Genomic DNA, 17,781 nt, shown 5'->3' with positions numbered 1-17,781 from the left:
AAGGCCTTGTCGCGCTTGTGGCTCTTCGGGCGCGCCATTAGATTAGTCAATGATGTCTGGCCTCCAAAATAAGCAGAAGGGATAAGCATGGCGCTTACTGACCAGTCCACCCGTATCCGTGCGGGCGAAGAACTCGATGCCAGCCTGATCGATCCATACCTCAAGGCACATATCCCGGGTTTGCGTGGCACGCCGCAGATCAGCCAGTTCCCGGGGGGCGCGTCGAACCTGACCTACCTGCTGGAATACCCGGAGCAGGAGTTCGTGCTGCGTCGGCCGCCGTTCGGCCACAAGGCCAAGTCCGCCCATGACATGGGCCGCGAATTTCGCATCCTCAATCAGCTCAAGGACGGCTTTGCGTATTGCCCCAAAGCCTACGTGCACTGCACCGACGAGTCGGTAATCGGCGCCGAGTTCTATGTGATGGAGCGGGTCAACGGAATCATCCTGCGTTCCGAACTACCACCCGAGCTGGGCCTTGATGCCGATAAAACCCAGACCCTGTGCAAGAGCTTCATCGACAAGTTAGTTGAACTGCACCGCGTCGACTACAAGGCCTGTGGTCTTGGCGATCTGGGCAAACCCGAAGGTTACGTCGCCCGGCAGATCAAAGGCTGGAGCGAGCGCTACGAAAAAGCCCTGACCCCCGACGCGCCGAGCTGGGAAGCGGTCAAGGCCTGGCTCAACGACAAAATGCCGGCCGACCACCCGACGTCGAGCATCGTTCACAACGACTACCGCTTCGACAACGTGATCCTCGACCCGAACAACCCGATGCAGATCATCGGCGTGCTGGATTGGGAGCTGACCACCCTGGGCGACCCGTTGATGGACCTGGGCAACACCCTCGCCTACTGGATCGAAGCCGGCGACCCGGCGCCAGTGCAACTGATGCGCCGCCAACCCAGCCACGCCCCCGGCATGCTGACCCGCCGCGAATTCGTTGACTACTACGCTGAACGCTCGGGCATCCCGATCGACAATTTCGACTTCTACTACACCTACGGGCTGTTCCGCCTGGCCGGTATCGTGCAGCAGATCTACTACCGTTTCTTCCATGGCCAGACCCAGGACAAACGCTTCGCTCAGTTCATTCACATGAACAAACTGCTGGAACACATGAGCCTGCAAGTCATCCAGAAATCCAGCCTCTGATCGTGCCTGGCGCCACGCCCATCACAAGGAAAAAACCATGTCCAAGACTCAGTTGTTCGACCTCGACGGCAAGATCGCGTTCGTCTCCGGCGCCAGCCGTGGCATTGGTGAAGCCATCGCCAGGCTGCTGGCCCAACAAGGCGCCCATGTGATCGTCTCAAGCCGCAAACTCGAAGGCTGCCAGCACGTGGCCGACGCGATCATTGCCGACGGCGGCAAAGCCACCGCCGTTGCCTGTCACATCGGTGAAATGGAACAGATCAGCCAGGTCTTCGCCGGCATTCGCGAACAATTCGGGCGCCTGGACATCCTGGTCAACAACGCCGCCACCAACCCGCAGTTCTGCAACGTACTGGACACCGACCTCAGCGCCTTCCAGAAAACCGTCGACGTCAACATTCGCGGGTATTTCTTCATGTCGGTAGAAGCCGGCAAACTGATGCGCGAACACGGCGGTGGCAGCATCATCAACGTTGCCTCGATCAACGGTGTCTCGCCGGGCGTGTTCCAGGGCATCTACTCGGTGACAAAAGCAGCGGTGATCAACATGACCAAGGTATTTGCCAAGGAGTGCGCGCAGTTCGGCATTCGTTGCAACGCCCTGCTGCCAGGGCTGACCGACACCAGGTTTGCCTCGGCACTGGTGAAAAACGACGCGATTCTGAATGTCGCCTTGCAACAGATTCCGCTCAAGCGTGTGGCCGCCCCGAGTGAAATGGCCGGTGCGGTGTTGTATTTGGCGAGTGATGCGTCGAGTTACACGACCGGGGTTTCGTTGAATGTAGATGGGGGGTTCCTGTCCTGAAACCGGACACTCAAGGGCCATGCACCGCTGTTGAGCGACACCTTTACCGATAGCAAACAGCACAATGCCTGACCCTCAACGGGGCCAGGCATTTTTTGTTTCTGACAGGACCTGTAGCACTGCACTTCAACCGAGTTGATCATCTTAAACCTCATATCCGACGACACTTCTTTAACAATAGCGTTAACACTCAAGCGCACGTTCAAAAACAATCAACACCACTAACCGACCGCACTACCTTAAACATTCAGAAGTGCAATTTTTACTAACGACACAATCAAAGACGTTAGCATCCAACCCGCAGCTAAACGCATCAACAACTTTACCTCAGCTCGTTTGCTGCACGATGCTCACGCGCGCCCTATCACAATCAATCGGGAAAATAACGCGCCTACTATTATTGAACTGGAACATGCCCATGACGTCACCACTCAAACTTTCTTTCACCATGATGTGCCTGATGGCAACCGGATTTACCGGGCATCTTTACGCAAACAATGATGAATACGGCGCGAAGATCAGCGCACAGGTCAGCGCCAACTATGCGGCCACCCCTGACTCATGCGGCCGCTACGCACAACCGGCTTTCGCCTGTTCAGGCGTCATGATCAGGTCCACGCGTTACTCGGACGCCTATCGTTCGTGGGAGCCAAGCCCAAAATCCAAAGCTTCCGGCGGAGTATCGTTCTCTTACCTCAGAGCCGACTCGAAGTTCAACGAACTGGCAAGTGTTGGTCGCAACGGCTTCATCCGCTACCCGGATCATCAAATGCCCGCCGGCATTAATGGCACACAAGTTATTTGCGCCTTCCCAATTGATGGTGGCACTGATGAGCGGCAAGTATTAGGGTGCGACGACTCCAACCTGACCCGTGAATTTGAAAGCAGTTGCCAACGGCAAGGTATTTACACTGCAAAACAGTGGCATGACTTCTATATAAAAAATAATAAATCACATCATCGCCAGTGCTCTTTCGACGTACTCAACGGCCCGACCGGCCCCGCAGCAAAAGAGTTCATTGAAACCCTGCGGGCGATGCAATACATACAGGATGAAAGTTTTGGTCTTCTAGGAAAGAGCAATAACGAATTGCGCCTCGCCACATGGGCAAATGGCCTTGGAAAAGCATTTCCGGTCATGTCGTTCTTTTACATTGAAGGGGGCCTTGAGGCCGCACAAAAAGATCAAAAAGCATTTCATGCCGATACGGGAAGATTCGTTCCGGTCCTGAACATCACCTTGCCGCGCTCCCCCTCAGAGGATGCGACATTCACCTACCGCCCTTCTGACCAGCTCGCGCTGAACGATACGTCAGGCCACTCAAGTCACCGCTAAGGCAATACGGCTCGCATGATCGTTGCCACGTGCAACAAAGGAATGCAGCCGGGGACGCTCCGCGTCCACCTTCGGCTGCGACACAGGGCGTGGGAACGATCAACGATAAAGAATATTTATTCCAACAATTGCATTTAGAGAATTTATATTCCATAAATAGGCATCCTGAAAACAATAATCCAAAGGACCCTGTTATGCATGAACTCGGAATCGGACTCATCGGCACAGGCTTCATGGGGCGCGCCCATGCACTGGCCTTTCGCAACGTCAATGCGGCATTTGAGCTGCCCTTCACGCTTCGCCTCGCCGCCCTTGCCGACGCCGATCCTGTTCGCGCACAGGCGTGTGCCAATGCCTGGGGTTTCGAGCAGGCCCACAGTGACTGGCAGCAGTTGATCAACGATCCCAAGGTCAACCTGATCGCCATCACCACCCCCAATCATCTTCACTACCCCATGGCCATGGCGGCCCTGGCCGCAGGCAAATCGGTGTATTGCGAAAAACCCCTGGCCGTCAGCCTCGAACAGGCCAATGCCATGCGCTTGGCGGCGAAAGCGTCGGGCGTCGTTACCCGAGTGGGCTACAACTATCAGCACAACCCGATCATCACGCTGGCTCATGCATTGATTCAGAATGGCGACCTTGGCGAAATCATCAGTTTTCAAGGTGAGTTCAGCGAAGACTTCATGGCCGATCCGACATCGCCGTGGTCCTGGCGTTGCGAAGCCGCGCATGCGGGGGGTGCCCTGGCGGATTTGGGCAGCCACTTGCTGGCCATGGCGCGTTATCTGGTGGGCGATGTTCAGGCCGTGTGTGCCGATAGCCAGACTGTTCACCGGCAGCGGCCCGCAACGGCGGGTAGCCAGGAACAACGCGATATTGCCGTCGACGATCAGGTTCACGCCTTGCTGCGCTTTACCAACGGCGCCCGCGGCACCGTCAGCAGCAGTTGGCTCAAGCAAGGTTACAAAAATCACCTGAGCTTCGAGATCAGCGGCACCCTTGGCACCCTGGCGTTCGATCAGGAGCGCCTGAACGAATTGCGCCTGTGCCGCGCCGGTCAGGACGGGTTCCAACGGATACTGGCCGGGCCGAATCTGCCCGGATACGCCGCTTTCAGCCCTGCACCGGGCCATCAACTGGGCTACAACGAGTTGAAAACGCTGGAAGTACACGCCCTGATCATGGCGCTGGCCGGGCAAGGCCGGGACGGCACCGACTTCGAGCAGGCCTGGGAAGTGGAACGGCTGGCGGCCGCAATCCGAATGGCGGCGCAGGAACAACGCTGGGTCAGGATCGAAGAGGTCTGACGCGCTCGCTGCCGGGACCGATCAGCCGAGCACCAAACGCTGCGCCAGGGCCTTGGCCTGGCTCGCCACATCGGTCACCGCAGTGCTCTCCCACCACATTCCGCGCAACGGTGGGCCCATGGCGAACAATCGATTTGAGACTCGGCCTTCGGCATCCAGCACCGCGCCAGTCGCATCTGCTGCGATCCCCAGCGCCAACGGACCCGGCTGAACCAGCCCGCGTGCCAACAACTGCCGCGGTAACGGGCGGGCGACACGGCGCCAGTCATATTCTATACCGCTGGAATTGATCAGCCCGTCACCCGTGACTTGCGTCACTTCAGCTTCGCCACGACGCCGAATGCAGAGGCTCACACGGCCATCCGCTGAAGGCGCCAGGCCTTTGAATGAAGCGGCCTGAATCCGCAGTCGGCCTTCACGGTACAAGCGCGCCACCAAGGCGGCGCTCAAGGGTGGCGAACGGTGATGATGGCTCTCCCACCACGGCCGCACATGGCGCACAAACTGACGCCGCTGCACGTCCGTCGCCTGACTCCACAAACGGGCGATGTGAGCCCGCACCGTATCCAGTGGCGCTTGCCAGTCGACACCTTGGGCCATTGCCGCACGACACTGGCGCCGTAACTCCCGAACCAACTGCCGGGGGGTGCGAATACCGTGGTCCAGCGCCAGGAAGTCTTCCCAAACCGGAGGCTGGCGGCGCACATGTGGGAGCAAACCGTGACGGGAGAACACTTCGATCGGCCCACGATGCCCGGCCTGCTCCAGCGATACCACGGCATCGACCATGGTCAGCCCCGAGCCGATGATCAATACCGTCGACTGCGGATCAAGCTGCGCCATCGCCGCCACATCCCAAGGGTCGAGCGCCGCTGCGTTCAGGCCACTGGACTCGGTTTGTGGCGTGCGCGCAGCAGGAAACAGGCCGGTGGCGAGCACCGCGACACGCCCCCGCAGCCGGGTGCCGTCGCTCAATGTCAGCAGCGCTGCATGCGCCTCGGTTTGCAGGTCGACCACCTCACCCCGCACATGTTCGACGCTCGAACCCTGAAGCGCGCCCACCGCCCGGGCCTCGGCCAGGCGTTGCTGCACATACAGACCGAAGATCCCGCGTGGCGCAAACAACTCGGCCACCGGCACCGATTGCTGATCCGACTCCGGCCAACCGCCCTTGGCGATAAATGCCGTCAGCCATTGAGTCAGGTCATCCGGATTGTCCGGGTCAACGCTCATGCGCGCCGCGTTGCCATTCAGCGTATGGCCCAACTCGACGGCGCTGTAGGCCTCGCCCCGCCCCAGTTCGGCACGCGGCTCGATCACCAGCAGCCGACGCTCACCGGGCAACCGCAGCAACTGTACTGCCAGCAACGTACCGCTCAAGCCTCCACCGACAATCAGCACATCGGCGCTGCGCAGAACGTCACGGGGTTGCCCGCCAGAGGTTGAAGTCATGCTGTGCTCACTGATCCGCGTTACCTGAATAGAAAGAAGTCGCAGCTTGCGTGCACACGGAATGTAGCATCAGGTCGCCATCGACACCGGCGAAACACTGCGCTTGCCACGAGCGCCGCTCAAATCACCACATTACGCACGAACCGCACAGCCACCAGCCCCTCGTTACGATAGGCATGACGGCGGTTGCTTGCGAAACTGACAAACTCGCCTTGCGCGATCAGCCGCTGCTCTTCGCCGATCACCAGCGTCAAGCCTCCTTCAAAGACATAGAGTTGCTCGCTCCAGCCATCAGCGTCAGCTTCAGACAGGTATTCTTCACCCGGTTCCAGCCGCCACTCCCAGAGCTCGACTTCACGGCTGGCGTTGGCCTTGGCCAGCAAAACCGCTTTACTGCCGGGGATCAAACCGGCCCAGGCCAGTTCGTTGATGCGGCTCGGGTCACGGGCGTCGGGGGCCTGGATCAAGTCGCTGAACGCCACCGCCAGCGCTTCGGCCACGCGGTCGAGGGTGGTCAGGCTGACGTTCTTTTCCCCGGCCTCGATGGCCACCAGCATTCGCCGGCTGACCCCGGACTTTTCTGCCAGGGCGGTCTGGCTCAGCCCGGCGACATGCCGCAGTCGGCGGACATTCTGGCTGACGTGTTGCAGGACGGACGCCCGTTGAGTGGAATCGTTGTGCACTATATTGCTCACTGGGTGACGTTGGGCAGTATACTGCCCAACTTCGGGCGCATTGTGCGTCCCACTCAGGTAGTGCGCAAGGTCATGACGTCGTCAAACACTTCCCAGCCGTCCTCCCGGTTTTCACGGTTCAGCAAGGCTGAATGCGTGCTGGTGCTGATCACCATGGTTTGGGGCGGGACATTTTTGTTGGTGCAGCATGCAATGACGGTCAGCGGGCCGATGTTCTTCGTCGGCCTGCGCTTTGCCGCCGCAGCGAGCATTGTCGCGTTGTTTTCCTGGCGCAGCCTGCGGGACCTGACCGTGTTCGAGCTCAAGGCCGGCGCCTTCATTGGGGTGGCAATCATGCTCGGTTACGGTTTGCAAACCGTCGGCTTGCAGACCATTCCCAGCAGTCAGTCGGCGTTCATAACCGCGGTGTACGTGCCCTTCGTGCCCTTGCTGCAATGGTTGATCATGGGCAAACGCCCGGGTTTGATGCCGAGCATCGGCATCATGCTGGCGTTCACCGGGCTGATGATGCTCTCCGGGCCCTCCGGGGCGTCACTGAATTTCAGCCCCGGCGAAATCGCGACGCTGATCAGTGCCGTCGCCATCGCCGCCGAAATCATTTTGATCAGCACATACGCCGGCCAGGTCGATGTGCGCCGGGTAACCGTCGTGCAATTGGCGGTCACCTCGGTGCTGGCATTTTTGATGGTGGTGCCGACCCAGGAAGCCATTCCCGGATTTTCCTGGTTACTGCTATTCAGCGCCGTGGGCCTGGGTGCCGCCAGTGCGGCGATTCAGGTAGCGATGAACTGGGCGCAGAAAAGCGTTTCACCGACCCGCGCTACCCTGATCTATGCCGGCGAGCCGGTCTGGGCGGGGATCGCCGGGCGTCTTGCGGGTGAACGCTTGCCGGCGCTGGCGTTGTTCGGCGCAGCCTTGATTGTGGCGGCGGTGATCGTCAGCGAACTGAAAACCAAGGGCAAGAACGATACCGCGCTTGAAGAGGGCCCCCTGCGCGAACCCGTTGATTCGAACGACTGAATTCACCGTGCCGAAGTACGCAGAATCTCCAGCAGATCCTTGCGGGTAATCTCGCCGGACTTTACCGCTGCCGCCACATCGTCACGAGTAATCGCCAGGCGTCGGACGCCTGCTACAGCGTCCGACGTCTCAACATCTGACAGCCACAACGGCGCGATCAGCACGCCGCCGTACTTCGGCTCCATCGGCACCTCGTCATACGCGATGGGGCCTTTATAGTTGAAGTAAACGATGTACCGGGTGAATCCCTCTGCAAAGCTCTGGTCGTGATAGAGCACCGTGCCCGCAGGCAACATGTAACTACGCCCATCGTCATGGGGGCCTTCGATTACAAACGGCTCCTGGGTCTTGAGCATTGTCCGCCCGAAGATTTTTGAAGGGCCGTAGAGCAACATCAGGGCGGCGCCCAGCAAGACGCCACACACCACGCCCATGAACAGGTAAGCGAGTTTTTTACTCAGGGCGGTTTTATCCATAAAAGTGCATCGCTGTATTCCCTTCACGTTTGGCCTGCGTTTTGGCGGGCGTCAAAATACCACTTCCAGAGGCGGTTGAACGTGGCATTGATCACACCAGATCCTGTGAGTCCATTCCCTGGAAACAAGGATAAACAGGAGTTTTCCACCTACCTTGTAGGATCCTGCCACAGCTTGACGGTTGGTGATCCGGGGTCCGGCACGTATGATCCTTCACAAACTTTCGCAGATTAGAAGCCTATGTCCCTGATAGTTCTACTGCTTCTGCCATTCATTGGCAGCTGTCTGGCGGCCTTGCTGCCGCACAACGCACGTAACACCGAATCCTTGTTGGCGGGGCTGGTCGCATTGATCGGCACCGTCCAGGTGGCCCTGCTGTACCCGCAAATCGCCCATGGCGGCGTCATTCGTGAGGAGTTCCTCTGGCTGCCGAGCCTGGGCCTGAACTTCGTCCTGCGCATGGACGGGTTCGCCTGGTTGTTCTCGATGCTGGTGCTGGGCATCGGCACGCTGGTGTCGCTGTACGCCCGGTATTACATGTCACCGGAAGATCCGGTGCCGCGCTTCTTCGCGTTTTTCCTGGCGTTCATGGGGGCCATGCTCGGGCTGGTGATCTCCGGCAACCTGATTCAAATGGTGTTTTTCTGGGAGCTGACCAGCCTCTTCTCGTTCCTGTTGATCGGCTACTGGCACCACCGCGCCGACGCCCGCCGTGGCGCCTACATGGCGCTGATGGTGACCGGTGCCGGGGGGTTGTGCCTGCTGGCGGGGGTCATGCTGCTTGGCCATGTCGTCGGCAGCTATGACCTGGACAAGGTCCTGGCCGCCGGCGATCTGATTCGCGCCCACTCCCTCTACCCCATTCTGTTACCCCTGATCCTGATCGGCGCCTTGAGCAAAAGCGCCCAATTCCCCTTTCATTTCTGGCTTCCCCACGCCATGGCCGCGCCGACACCGGTCTCGGCTTATTTGCACTCGGCCACCATGGTCAAGGCAGGTGTATTTCTTTTAGCCCGGTTGTGGCCGTCGTTGTCCGGCAGTGAAGAATGGTTCTACATCGTCAGCGGGGCTGGCGCCTGTACGCTGTTGCTTGGCGCGTATTGCGCGATGTTCCAGAACGACCTCAAGGGCCTGCTCGCGTACTCGACCATCAGCCACCTGGGCCTGATCACCCTGCTGCTGGGGCTGAACAGCCCACTGGCCGCCGTGGCGGCGGTGTTCCACATTCTCAACCACGCCACCTTCAAGGCGTCGCTGTTCATGGCCGCCGGGATCATCGACCACGAAAGCGGCACCCGCGACATTCGAAAACTCAGCGGCCTGATCAAACTGATCCCGTTCACCGCGACCCTGGCCATGGTCGCCAGCGCCTCGATGGCGGGCGTGCCGTTGCTCAACGGTTTCCTGTCCAAGGAAATGTTCTTCGCCGAAACCGTGTTCATCAATGCCACCGCCTGGGTCGAGATGAGCTTGCCGATCGTTGCGACCATCGCCGGCACCTTCAGCGTCGCGTACTCCCTGCGGTTCACCGTGGACGTGTTCTTCGGCCCCACCGCCACCGACCTGCCCCACACCCCGCACGAACCGCCACGCTGGATGCGTGCGCCGGTGGAGTTGCTGGTGTTCACCTGCCTGGTGGTGGGGATTTTCCCGGCGCAAGTGGTGGGCCCGCTGCTCGCCGCGGCAGCGTTGCCGGTGGTGGGTGGGACGCTGCCCGAGTACAGCCTGGCCATCTGGCATGGCTGGAACGCGCCGATGATCATGAGCCTGATCGCCATGTCTTGCGGCATTCTGCTGTACCTGCTGCTGCGCAATCAGCTCAAGCGCGGGCGCTTCAAGTACCCGCCGATCATCGGCCGCTTCAACGGCAAACGCCTGTTCGAGCGCAGCCTGGTGGTCATGATGCGTGCAGCCCGGCGCATTGAACGGCGAGTCACCACCCAACGCCTGCAAACCCAATTGTTCCTGCTGGTGCTGCTGGCGGTGCTGGCCGGGCTGGTTCCGATGCTTCACAGCAACCTGACGTGGGGCGACCGGCCAAAGATTCCGGGCTCGATCGTTTTCGTCACCCTGTGGTTGCTGGCGATTGCCTGCGCACTGGGCGCCGCCTGGCAGGCCAAGTACCACCGGCTCGCGGCCCTGACCATGGTCAGCGTCTGCGGGTTGATGACCTGCGTGACATTCGTCTGGTTCTCGGCCCCTGACCTGGCGCTGACGCAACTGGTGGTCGAAGTCGTGACCACGGTGTTGATCCTGCTCGGTTTGCGCTGGTTGCCGCGCCGGATCGAAGACGTCTCGCCACTGCCCAGCAGCGTGCCCAAAGCCCGGATTCGCCGTTTGCGCGACTTGCTGCTGTCGATTGCCGTGGGTGTCGGCATGGCCGTGCTGTCCTACGCCATGCTGACGCGCCAGACACCCAACTTCATCTCCTCGTTCTACCTCAGCCGCGCCTTGCCCGAAGGGGGCGGCAGCAACGTGGTGAACGTGATGCTGGTGGATTTCCGTGGCTTCGACACCCTCGGCGAAATCACTGTGCTGGTGGCCGTGGCCCTGGCCGTGTTCGCCCTACTGCGACGCTTCCGCCCCCCCAAAGAGAGCATGCAACTGCCGGCGCAACAGCGCTTGCTGGCACCGGACGTAGTCACCGACCTAGTCAACCCGCGCCAGGCCAGCGACACTGCGCTGGGCTTCATGATGGTGCCGGCAGTGCTCGTGCGGCTGCTGCTGCCGATTGCGCTGGTGGTGTCGTTCTACCTCTTCATGCGCGGACACAACCAGCCGGGTGGCGGCTTTGTCGCCGGGCTGGTGATGTCCGTGGCGTTCATCCTGCAATACATGGTGGCCGGCACCCAATGGGTCGAGGCGCAGATGAGCCTTCGGCCGTTGCGCTGGATGGGCATCGGGTTGTTCTTCGCCACCGTGACCGGCCTTGGTGCGATGGTGGCCGGCTATCCGTTCCTGACCACCCACACCTGGCACTTCACACTGCCAGTGCTGGGTGACATTCATATCGCCAGTGCCTTGTTCTTCGACGTCGGCGTGTACGGCGTGGTCGTCGGCTCGACCTTGCTGATCCTCACCGCCCTGGCTCACCAGTCGGTGCGTGGCCACAAACCGGGCTATCAGCCCAAACCCATTGCCAAGCCAGGAGCCGCCTGATGGAAGAAGTCATCGCAATTGCCATCGGCGTACTGGCGGCCTCCGGGGTCTGGCTGGTGCTGCGCCCGCGGACCTTTCAGGTGGTGATGGGCCTGTGCCTGCTGTCCTATGGGGTCAACCTGTTCATCTTCAGCATGGGCAGCCTGTTCATCGGCAAAGAACCGAACATCAAGGACGGCGTGCCGCAGGACTTGCTGCATTACACCGACCCGCTGCCCCAGGCGCTGGTACTGACGGCTATCGTCATCAGCTTCGCCATGACGGCGTTGTTTCTCGTGGTACTGCTGGCCTCGCGGGGCCTGACCGGCACCGACCATGTGGATGGCCGGGAGCCTAAAGAATGACCTTGATGCCTCATTTGATTGCCGCACCGATCCTGCTGCCGCTGCTGACCGCCGCGCTGATGCTGATGCTGGGCGAGAAGCACCGCCCGCTCAAAGCCCGGATCAACCTGTTTTCCAGCCTCGTGGGCCTGGGCATTGCCGTGTTGCTGCTGCAATGGACCCAGCAAACCGACGTGCCGGGCTCTATCGGCGTGTACCTGCCGGGCAACTGGCAAGTACCGTTCGGCATCGTGCTGGTGGTCGATCGCCTGTCGGCGCTGATGCTGGTGCTCACCGGCATTATCGGCGTGAGCGCCCTGCTCTTCGCCATGGCTCGCTGGGACCGTGCCGGCGCGAGTTTCCACGCGCTGTTCCAGATCCAGCTGATGGGCCTCTACGGGGCCTTCCTGACGGCGGACCTGTTCAACCTGTTCGTGTTCTTCGAAGTGCTGCTCGCGGCCTCCTACGGCTTGATGCTGCACGGTTCGGGTCGGGCGCGGGTGTCGGCAGGCCTGCATTACATTTCCATCAACCTGCTGGCGTCGTCGCTGTTCCTGATTGGCGCGGCACTGATCTATGGCGTCACGGGCACCCTGAACATGGCGGACCTGGCGCTGAAGATTCCGCTGGTGCCGGAAGCCGATCGTGGTTTGCTGCACGCCGGCGCGGCCATTCTGGCCGTGGCGTTCCTGGCCAAGGCCGGCATGTGGCCGCTGAACTTCTGGCTGGTGCCGGCCTACTCCGCTGCCAGTGCACCGGTGGCGGCGATGTTTGCGATCATGACCAAGGTCGGCGTCTACACCTTGCTGCGTCTGTGGACGCTGCTGTTCTCCGGCCAGGCCGGCGCATCGGCCTACTTTGGCGGTGAATGGCTGACCTATGGCGGCATGGCCACGATTGCCTGCGCCGGGCTGGCGATACTCGCGGCCCAGCGCCTGGAGCGCATGGCCAGCCTGAGCATTCTGGTGTCGGCCGGGATTCTGCTGTCGGCCATCGGTTTTGCGCAGCCCAACCTGATCGGCGCGGCGCTGTTCTATCTGGTCAGTTCGACCCTGGCTCTCAGCGCGCTGTTCTTGCTGGCGGAGTTGATCGAACGTTCGCGTTCGGTCAACGAGACGCCGCTGGACGATGAAATCGAAGCCCTGCCGCGACCGCTCGAACCCACCCAGCCCACCAAAGGCATCAACCTCGACGATGACCAGAAAGCCGTGGTCGGCCAGGTGATTCCCTGGACCATGGCGTTCCTCGGCCTGAGCTTCATTGCCTGTGCGCTGCTGATTATCGGCATGCCGCCGTTGTCAGGGTTTATCGGTAAGCTGAGCCTGCTCAGCGCCCTGCTCAACCCGCTGGGCCTGGGCAATGACAGCCCCGAACCGATGTCGAACGCTGCCTGGGGGTTGCTCGCCCTGCTGATTCTCTCGGGGCTGGCGTCGCTGATCGCCTTCTCGCGCCTGGGCATCCAGCGCTTCTGGACACCCGCGGAGCGCCCGTCGCCGGTGTTGCGACGCTTGGAGTGCGTTCCCATCATCGCCCTGTTGGGCCTGAGTATTGTGCTGACCTTCAAGGCCGAGCCACTGCTGCGTTACACCCAGGCCGCGGCCGCCACCTTGAACGACCCGAAGCAGTACGTCATGGCCGTGCTCGGTACCCGCGCGGTGCCCGGCCCTGAAGCCAAAGCCGCCCTGCAGGAGGTGCAACCATGAAACGCCTGTTCCCTGCACCCTGGCTGTCGCTGGCGCTCTGGCTGTTGTGGCTGGTGCTGAACCTGTCGGTCAGCCCTGGCAACCTGTTGCTCGGCGCGCTGCTGGGGTTCTGTGCGCCGTTGATGATGCGCAAGCTGCGACCGTTGCCGATCCGCATTCGTCGCCCTGGCGTCATTGTGCGGTTGTTCTTCCTGGTCGGTCGGGATGTGCTGGTCTCAAACATTCTGGTCGCCTGGGGTGTGTTGAACGCCAGTCGCTGCCCGCCGCGTTCGCAGTTCATCAAAGTGCCGCTGGACCTGCGCGATGCCAATGGCCTGGCAGCGCTGTCGATGATTACCACGGTGGTTCCCGGCACCGTGTGGTCGGAACTGGCGCTGGATCGCAGCATTCTGCTGCTGCATGTATTCGATCTGGATGACGAGGCGCAGTTTATCGAGCACTTCAAGACGACCTACGAGCGCCCCTTGATGGAGATTTTCGAATGAGTGCCCTGCTCTCGAACGCCATTGTGTTCAGCCTGTTCCTGTTTTCCGTGGCCATGGTCCTGACCCTGATTCGCCTGTTCAAAGGGCCTTCGGCACAGGACCGGGTTCTGGCGCTGGACTACCTCTACATCCTCGCCATGCTGATGATGCTGGTACTGGGGATCCGTTATGCCAGTGACACTTATTTTGAAGCGGCGCTGTTGATCGCGCTGTTCGGTTTCGTCGGCTCGTTTGCCCTGGCGAAATTCCTGCTGCGTGGCGAGGTGATTGAATGAACCCGATGGATAACTTGCCGCTGTGGGTGGAGATACTGGTAGCGGTGCTGCTGGTACTCAGCAGCCTGTTTGCCTTGATCGGTGCAATGGGCATGCTGCGCATGAAAGACTTTTTCCAGCGCATGCACCCGCCTGCATTGGCCTCGACCCTGGGGGCCTGGTGCGTGGCGCTGGCCTCGATCATCTACTTCTCGGCACTCAAATCTTCGCCGGTCATACACGCCTGGCTGATTCCGGTGCTGCTGTCGATCACCATGCCGGTGACCACGTTGCTGCTGGCGCGGGCGGCGCTGTTCCGCAAGCGCATGGCGGGCGACGATGTGCCGGCCGAGGTCAGCAGCCGGCGGACTGAAAGCGGGAGTTGAACTCGAAGTGCTGGCGGGCCTTCTCGCCGGATCGGCGATGCTTTTCAGCCCCAGGCAACGACCAGCAATCCTGCCCCCAGCACCAGGCACAGCGGTGAGTAGACCAAGGTATCGAGACGGGCAAACGTCGACTCGACCTTCTCCTTGAAGAACCCCACCTGATTGGAATCGCCAATTGCCCGGGCGAACATCAGCATCGCAATCGCGCTGATCAACCATTGCAATGCCCAATGCCTGATCGGCGTCATAAACAACCCGGCCCGCAGACTCACCAACCCGGCAATCACCAGCAACGCCACGGCAACCGCCGAAGTAGCCAGCGCAGACGGTTTGAATGCGGGCCGCAACGCTGCGTCGTCACTGCCCTTGACCTGCGGAATCACGGCTCCAATGGCCCATTGGCCACCAAGCGCCCAATAAACATGAACCAGGCAGATCAGCACAAAAAACGCGGCAATCCCTTGAGCAACTACAAACGTCATGACCAGACTTCCTTGATTTGGAAAGCGGAAGAATGAACCCCAAACAGACTTTTTGTAAGTATGTTTTCCATGGGTGATGTTAAAGTGCCGCCCCATGAAACTCGCCCGAACCGACCGCTCGCTCATTGCCTGGATGCTCTATTGCTGCGTCCTGTTCAATGTGTTCGCCTGCAGCCTCGGTCACGGGCAAATGGTCGGGATGCAGCTCAATGGCATCGGCGGCCAGTTCTGTACCGTCGACCCGGCGACCCAGGCCCCTGCGCAATCGAGTCCGACTGAAGATAAACTGCCGACCCTGTCCAAGGCGTTCGGCTGTCCGCTGTGCTCCACCGGTGGCATGGGGCCGGCGCTCAACTCCAGCCTGACGCTGGCGGTACTCGGGCAACAACACAATCCGCCACCGGCGACCGTTTCCAACGCTGAAACCCCTGCACGCTTCACCTGGCCGTCGGCCAACCCTCGCGCACCTCCTGTCGCTTAAGCCCTTCGCCCTTTTTGCTCTGCTCACCGCGCAAACGCGTGGCGTGCGTGTGTGAGCGACTTCCTAGCCAAGTCTTCAGGATTTACCGATGAAACATATCTCCCTGCTCGCAGGCCTTTTCGGCTGCGCGTGCGCCCCTGTCTGGGCACACACTTCCATCAACCTGGCGCCGACCACCATCGACGCCAGTGAACAGGAACCCACTGCGGGCCTGAGCCTTGACCAATCCAGTGGCATGGCTTCACGCCTTGGGCTGAGCGTGCGCGAAACACCCGCGTCGGTCGCGGTGGCCAACCGCAACGACATCGAACGCCATGGCGCCCAGAACTTTCAGGATGCCGCCAATACCTTGCCCGGCGTGAATGCCAGCGCCCCGCCGGGGTTCGGTGGTTTTGTGTCCTACCGTGGCTTCACCAGCAGCCAGATCACCCAGATGTTCAATGGCATCAATGTTTCCAGCGGCCTCGCACGCCCGGTGGATGCGTGGATTTATGACCGTGTGGAACTGGTCGGCGGACCTTCGTCCCTGATCAACGGTGCAGGCTCGGTTGGCGGGTCGCTGAACTACGTCACCAAACTGGCGACCCGTGAGGAACTGGCCGCCGAAGGCCGGGTCAGCTATGGCCGCTACGACACCACCGAGACGGCGTTCGGCGTCAACCACGCACTGACCGACGCCAGCTCGGACGTTCAGCACTATGCGCGGCTGGATGTCAGCCACAACACCGGCAATGGCTACATTGATCGCCAGGAACGCGACGCCTGGAGTGCAGCGTTCTCGCTACTCAGCGACCTGACACCCGAGCTGTCACACACCCTGGCACTGGAATACCAGGACGAGCATGAAGACAGCCCTTACTGGGGCACCCCGGTGCTTAACCCGAAGGCTGGCGAGTTGAAGATCGACCGGCACAACCGCTTCAACAACTACAACGTCGAGGACGGTCGGTATGAACAGCGCACGCTGTGGGTGCGCTCAATCATCGACTACCGCCTCAACGACAGCACCCTCCTGCGCAACACCCTGTATCACCTGGACAGCCAGCGCGATTACCGCAACTTGGAAACCTACCAGTACAACGCCGACAACAGCGCGGTGAACCGCTCCACGGCGTATCAGGTCCGGCATCAGGGCGAACAGAACGGCAACCAGTTCGAGTTGCGTCACGACACCCGCCTCTTCGGCCTGGGCAGCACCTGGTCCGGTGGGTTCGAGTACAAGGTCAACCAGACGACCAACTCGCCCTTGAACATCAAAGGTGCAAGCACGGTTAACCCCGATCATTATCAACCGGGGCACTTTTACAACATTCCCGGCACACAATCCGGGTATGTCAGCGACAAGACCAACGAAGTCACCACCCGAGCACTGTTTGTCGAAAACCGTCTGGCGCTGACCGACACCCTGTCGCTGTTGACGGGCCTGCGCTACGACGACATTGACCTGGACGTCACCAATCACCGCACCGTGACTGCCAGCAATCCGCACCATCTCAAGCGCAGTTGGGAGCCGGTCACCGGACGTGTCGGCCTGACCTGGCAATTCATACCCACCGCTAATGCCTACGTGCAATACAGCACCGCCGCCGAGCAACCGGGCGGCACCCAGGACTTCGATGTGTCGAGGGGCAAACAGTGGGAAATCGGCAGCAAATTCGACTACCTCGAGGGTCGCGGTTCGGCAACCGTGGCGGTGTATCGCATTGAGCGCAGCGACTTCGCCGTGACCGACCCACAGGACCCGACCAAGAGCATCCCGGTGGGGCAGCAGACCTCAAAAGGCATAGAACTGGCGAGCTCCTTCAGGATCACGCCCAAGCTCCTGGCCGAAGGCAACGTTGCCTGGGTGGATGCCCGGTACGACGACTTCAATGAAAAAAATGCGGCCGGTGCGGTGGTCTCGCGCAAAGGCAACACACCCACCAACGTCCCCGACCGTGTTGCCAATCTCTGGCTGACCTACGACTTCGCTCCACGCCTGCAAGGTGGGGTGGATGCACGCCATGTGGCCTCGGTCTATGCCGACAATGCCAACACCCTGACCGTGCCGTCGTATACCTTGTTCGGGACCTTCCTGAGCTTCAAGGTGGATCAGCACACCACGGTCACTGGCCGGGTACGTAACCTGACCAACGAGGTGTATGCCGAGTTTGCCCATGTTTCGCCCGCGTATTACCTCGGCACACCGCGCACCTTCGAATTGGCGGTGCAAACCCGATTTTAAAAGCTTCGCGAGCAAGCCTGCTCCCACATCAGGTC

The 17,781-nt window shown here is 60.7% G+C and carries 17 protein-coding genes; 13 read left to right on the top strand and 4 right to left on the bottom strand.

What is annotated here, in order from left to right; genetic code table 11:
* Nucleotides 1-87: 87 nt before the first annotated feature.
* From AC1Z1G_RS12175 to AC1Z1G_RS12160, 4 genes are all read left to right on the top strand, one after another.
* Entirely contained in the window at nucleotides 88-1,155 is a 1,068-nt protein-coding gene (locus AC1Z1G_RS12175; RefSeq protein ID WP_483627241.1) for a phosphotransferase family protein, read from the top strand.
* A 37-nt stretch (nucleotides 1,156-1,192) separates the two neighbouring features.
* Nucleotides 1,193-1,960, top strand: coding sequence for an SDR family oxidoreductase (locus tag AC1Z1G_RS12170; protein WP_483627239.1), 768 nt, complete (start codon nucleotides 1,193-1,195; stop codon nucleotides 1,958-1,960).
* A gap of 418 nt (nucleotides 1,961-2,378) precedes the next feature.
* Nucleotides 2,379-3,296, top strand: a complete 918-nt coding sequence (locus tag AC1Z1G_RS12165; RefSeq protein WP_483627238.1) for a halovibrin HvnA — start codon at nucleotides 2,379-2,381, stop codon at nucleotides 3,294-3,296.
* Between the two features lie 194 nt (nucleotides 3,297-3,490).
* Nucleotides 3,491-4,606, top strand: a complete 1,116-nt coding sequence (locus AC1Z1G_RS12160; RefSeq protein ID WP_483627236.1) for a Gfo/Idh/MocA family protein — start codon at nucleotides 3,491-3,493, stop codon at nucleotides 4,604-4,606.
* A 21-nt stretch (nucleotides 4,607-4,627) separates the two neighbouring features.
* Here AC1Z1G_RS12160 and AC1Z1G_RS12155 read toward each other — a convergent pair whose 3' ends face one another.
* On the bottom strand, nucleotides 4,628-6,058 hold the full coding sequence (locus tag AC1Z1G_RS12155) for an FAD/NAD(P)-binding protein (protein WP_483627234.1): 1,431 nt from the start codon (nucleotides 6,056-6,058) through the stop codon (nucleotides 4,628-4,630).
* 119 nt (nucleotides 6,059-6,177) lie between these two features.
* Entirely contained in the window at nucleotides 6,178-6,741 is a 564-nt protein-coding gene (locus AC1Z1G_RS12150) for a helix-turn-helix domain-containing protein (protein ID WP_483627232.1), read from the bottom strand.
* On the opposite strand from AC1Z1G_RS12150, the gene AC1Z1G_RS12145 reads away from it, so the two are divergent.
* Complete coding sequence (locus AC1Z1G_RS12145) at nucleotides 6,736-7,773, top strand: DMT family transporter (protein ID WP_483627231.1); 1,038 nt, start codon at nucleotides 6,736-6,738, stop codon at nucleotides 7,771-7,773. The genes AC1Z1G_RS12150 and AC1Z1G_RS12145 overlap by 6 nt on opposite strands.
* Nucleotides 7,774-7,775: 2 nt before the next feature.
* Here AC1Z1G_RS12145 and AC1Z1G_RS12140 read toward each other — a convergent pair whose 3' ends face one another.
* A complete protein-coding gene (locus AC1Z1G_RS12140; protein ID WP_483627229.1) occupies nucleotides 7,776-8,249 on the bottom strand; it encodes a hypothetical protein in 474 nt (157 codons plus the stop codon).
* A gap of 240 nt (nucleotides 8,250-8,489) precedes the next feature.
* Here AC1Z1G_RS12140 and AC1Z1G_RS12135 point away from each other — a divergent pair, with 240 nt between their 5' ends.
* Genes AC1Z1G_RS12135 through AC1Z1G_RS12110 form a run of 6 tightly spaced genes read left to right on the top strand, consistent with a single transcriptional unit; the run spans nucleotide 8,490 to nucleotide 14,559 of the window.
* Nucleotides 8,490-11,408: a monovalent cation/H+ antiporter subunit A gene (locus tag AC1Z1G_RS12135; RefSeq protein WP_483627227.1), complete on the top strand. Its 2,919-nt coding sequence runs from the start codon at nucleotides 8,490-8,492 to the stop codon at nucleotides 11,406-11,408.
* On the top strand, nucleotides 11,408-11,752 hold the full coding sequence (locus tag AC1Z1G_RS12130) for a Na+/H+ antiporter subunit C (protein ID WP_008029186.1): 345 nt from the start codon (nucleotides 11,408-11,410) through the stop codon (nucleotides 11,750-11,752). The genes AC1Z1G_RS12135 and AC1Z1G_RS12130 overlap by 1 nt, the downstream gene beginning before the upstream one ends.
* Nucleotides 11,749-13,434: a monovalent cation/H+ antiporter subunit D gene (locus AC1Z1G_RS12125; protein ID WP_483627225.1), complete on the top strand. Its 1,686-nt coding sequence runs from the start codon at nucleotides 11,749-11,751 to the stop codon at nucleotides 13,432-13,434. Before AC1Z1G_RS12130 ends, AC1Z1G_RS12125 begins: the two co-directional genes overlap by 4 nt.
* Entirely contained in the window at nucleotides 13,431-13,919 is a 489-nt protein-coding gene (locus AC1Z1G_RS12120; RefSeq protein WP_483627224.1) for a Na+/H+ antiporter subunit E, read from the top strand. Before AC1Z1G_RS12125 ends, AC1Z1G_RS12120 begins: the two co-directional genes overlap by 4 nt.
* Nucleotides 13,916-14,194 carry a K+/H+ antiporter subunit F gene (locus tag AC1Z1G_RS12115; protein ID WP_347905773.1) on the top strand — a complete coding sequence of 93 codons (279 nt, stop codon included), beginning with the start codon at nucleotides 13,916-13,918 and terminating at the stop codon, nucleotides 14,192-14,194. The genes AC1Z1G_RS12120 and AC1Z1G_RS12115 overlap by 4 nt, the downstream gene beginning before the upstream one ends.
* 5 nt (nucleotides 14,195-14,199) lie before the next feature.
* A complete protein-coding gene (locus tag AC1Z1G_RS12110; RefSeq protein ID WP_483627819.1) occupies nucleotides 14,200-14,559 on the top strand; it encodes a Na+/H+ antiporter subunit G in 360 nt (119 codons plus the stop codon).
* Between the two features lie 44 nt (nucleotides 14,560-14,603).
* Here AC1Z1G_RS12110 and AC1Z1G_RS12105 read toward each other — a convergent pair whose 3' ends face one another.
* On the bottom strand, nucleotides 14,604-15,041 hold the full coding sequence (locus AC1Z1G_RS12105; RefSeq protein WP_483627222.1) for a DUF3995 domain-containing protein: 438 nt from the start codon (nucleotides 15,039-15,041) through the stop codon (nucleotides 14,604-14,606).
* Between the two features lie 94 nt (nucleotides 15,042-15,135).
* On the opposite strand from AC1Z1G_RS12105, the gene AC1Z1G_RS12100 reads away from it, so the two are divergent.
* A complete protein-coding gene (locus AC1Z1G_RS12100; protein ID WP_483627221.1) occupies nucleotides 15,136-15,522 on the top strand; it encodes a DUF2946 domain-containing protein in 387 nt (128 codons plus the stop codon).
* Nucleotides 15,523-15,610: 88 nt separating this feature from the next.
* Nucleotides 15,611-17,746 (top strand): TonB-dependent receptor, encoded by a 2,136-nt coding sequence (locus tag AC1Z1G_RS12095; protein ID WP_483627219.1) that lies wholly within the window; start codon nucleotides 15,611-15,613, stop codon nucleotides 17,744-17,746.
* The last annotated feature ends 35 nt before the right edge of the window (nucleotides 17,747-17,781 follow it).

The organism is Pseudomonas sp. JL27(2026), assembly GCF_056933555.1.
This window is presented reverse-complemented; position numbering and strand designations above follow the sequence as displayed.

Bases quoted from the DNA above. Each gene is read 5' to 3' on its own strand.
- AC1Z1G_RS12095 (WP_483627219.1), top strand. From the start codon at position 15,611: ATGAAACATATCTCCCTGCTCGCAGGCCTTTTCGGCTGCGCGTGCGCC.
- AC1Z1G_RS12130 (WP_008029186.1), top strand. From the start codon at position 11,408: ATGGAAGAAGTCATCGCAATTGCCATCGGCGTACTGGCGGCCTCCGGG.
- AC1Z1G_RS12115 (WP_347905773.1), top strand. From the start codon at position 13,916: ATGAGTGCCCTGCTCTCGAACGCCATTGTGTTCAGCCTGTTCCTGTTT.
- AC1Z1G_RS12170 (WP_483627239.1), top strand. From the start codon at position 1,193: ATGTCCAAGACTCAGTTGTTCGACCTCGACGGCAAGATCGCGTTCGTC.
- AC1Z1G_RS12125 (WP_483627225.1), top strand. From the start codon at position 11,749: ATGACCTTGATGCCTCATTTGATTGCCGCACCGATCCTGCTGCCGCTG.
- AC1Z1G_RS12155 (WP_483627234.1), bottom strand. From the start codon at position 6,058: ATGACTTCAACCTCTGGCGGGCAACCCCGTGACGTTCTGCGCAGCGCC.
- AC1Z1G_RS12135 (WP_483627227.1), top strand. From the start codon at position 8,490: ATGTCCCTGATAGTTCTACTGCTTCTGCCATTCATTGGCAGCTGTCTG.
- AC1Z1G_RS12165 (WP_483627238.1), top strand. From the start codon at position 2,379: ATGACGTCACCACTCAAACTTTCTTTCACCATGATGTGCCTGATGGCA.
- AC1Z1G_RS12100 (WP_483627221.1), top strand. From the start codon at position 15,136: ATGAAACTCGCCCGAACCGACCGCTCGCTCATTGCCTGGATGCTCTAT.
- AC1Z1G_RS12160 (WP_483627236.1), top strand. From the start codon at position 3,491: ATGCATGAACTCGGAATCGGACTCATCGGCACAGGCTTCATGGGGCGC.
- AC1Z1G_RS12105 (WP_483627222.1), bottom strand. From the start codon at position 15,041: ATGACGTTTGTAGTTGCTCAAGGGATTGCCGCGTTTTTTGTGCTGATC.
- AC1Z1G_RS12175 (WP_483627241.1), top strand. From the start codon at position 88: ATGGCGCTTACTGACCAGTCCACCCGTATCCGTGCGGGCGAAGAACTC.
- AC1Z1G_RS12110 (WP_483627819.1), top strand. From the start codon at position 14,200: ATGGATAACTTGCCGCTGTGGGTGGAGATACTGGTAGCGGTGCTGCTG.
- AC1Z1G_RS12120 (WP_483627224.1), top strand. From the start codon at position 13,431: ATGAAACGCCTGTTCCCTGCACCCTGGCTGTCGCTGGCGCTCTGGCTG.
- AC1Z1G_RS12140 (WP_483627229.1), bottom strand. From the start codon at position 8,249: ATGGATAAAACCGCCCTGAGTAAAAAACTCGCTTACCTGTTCATGGGC.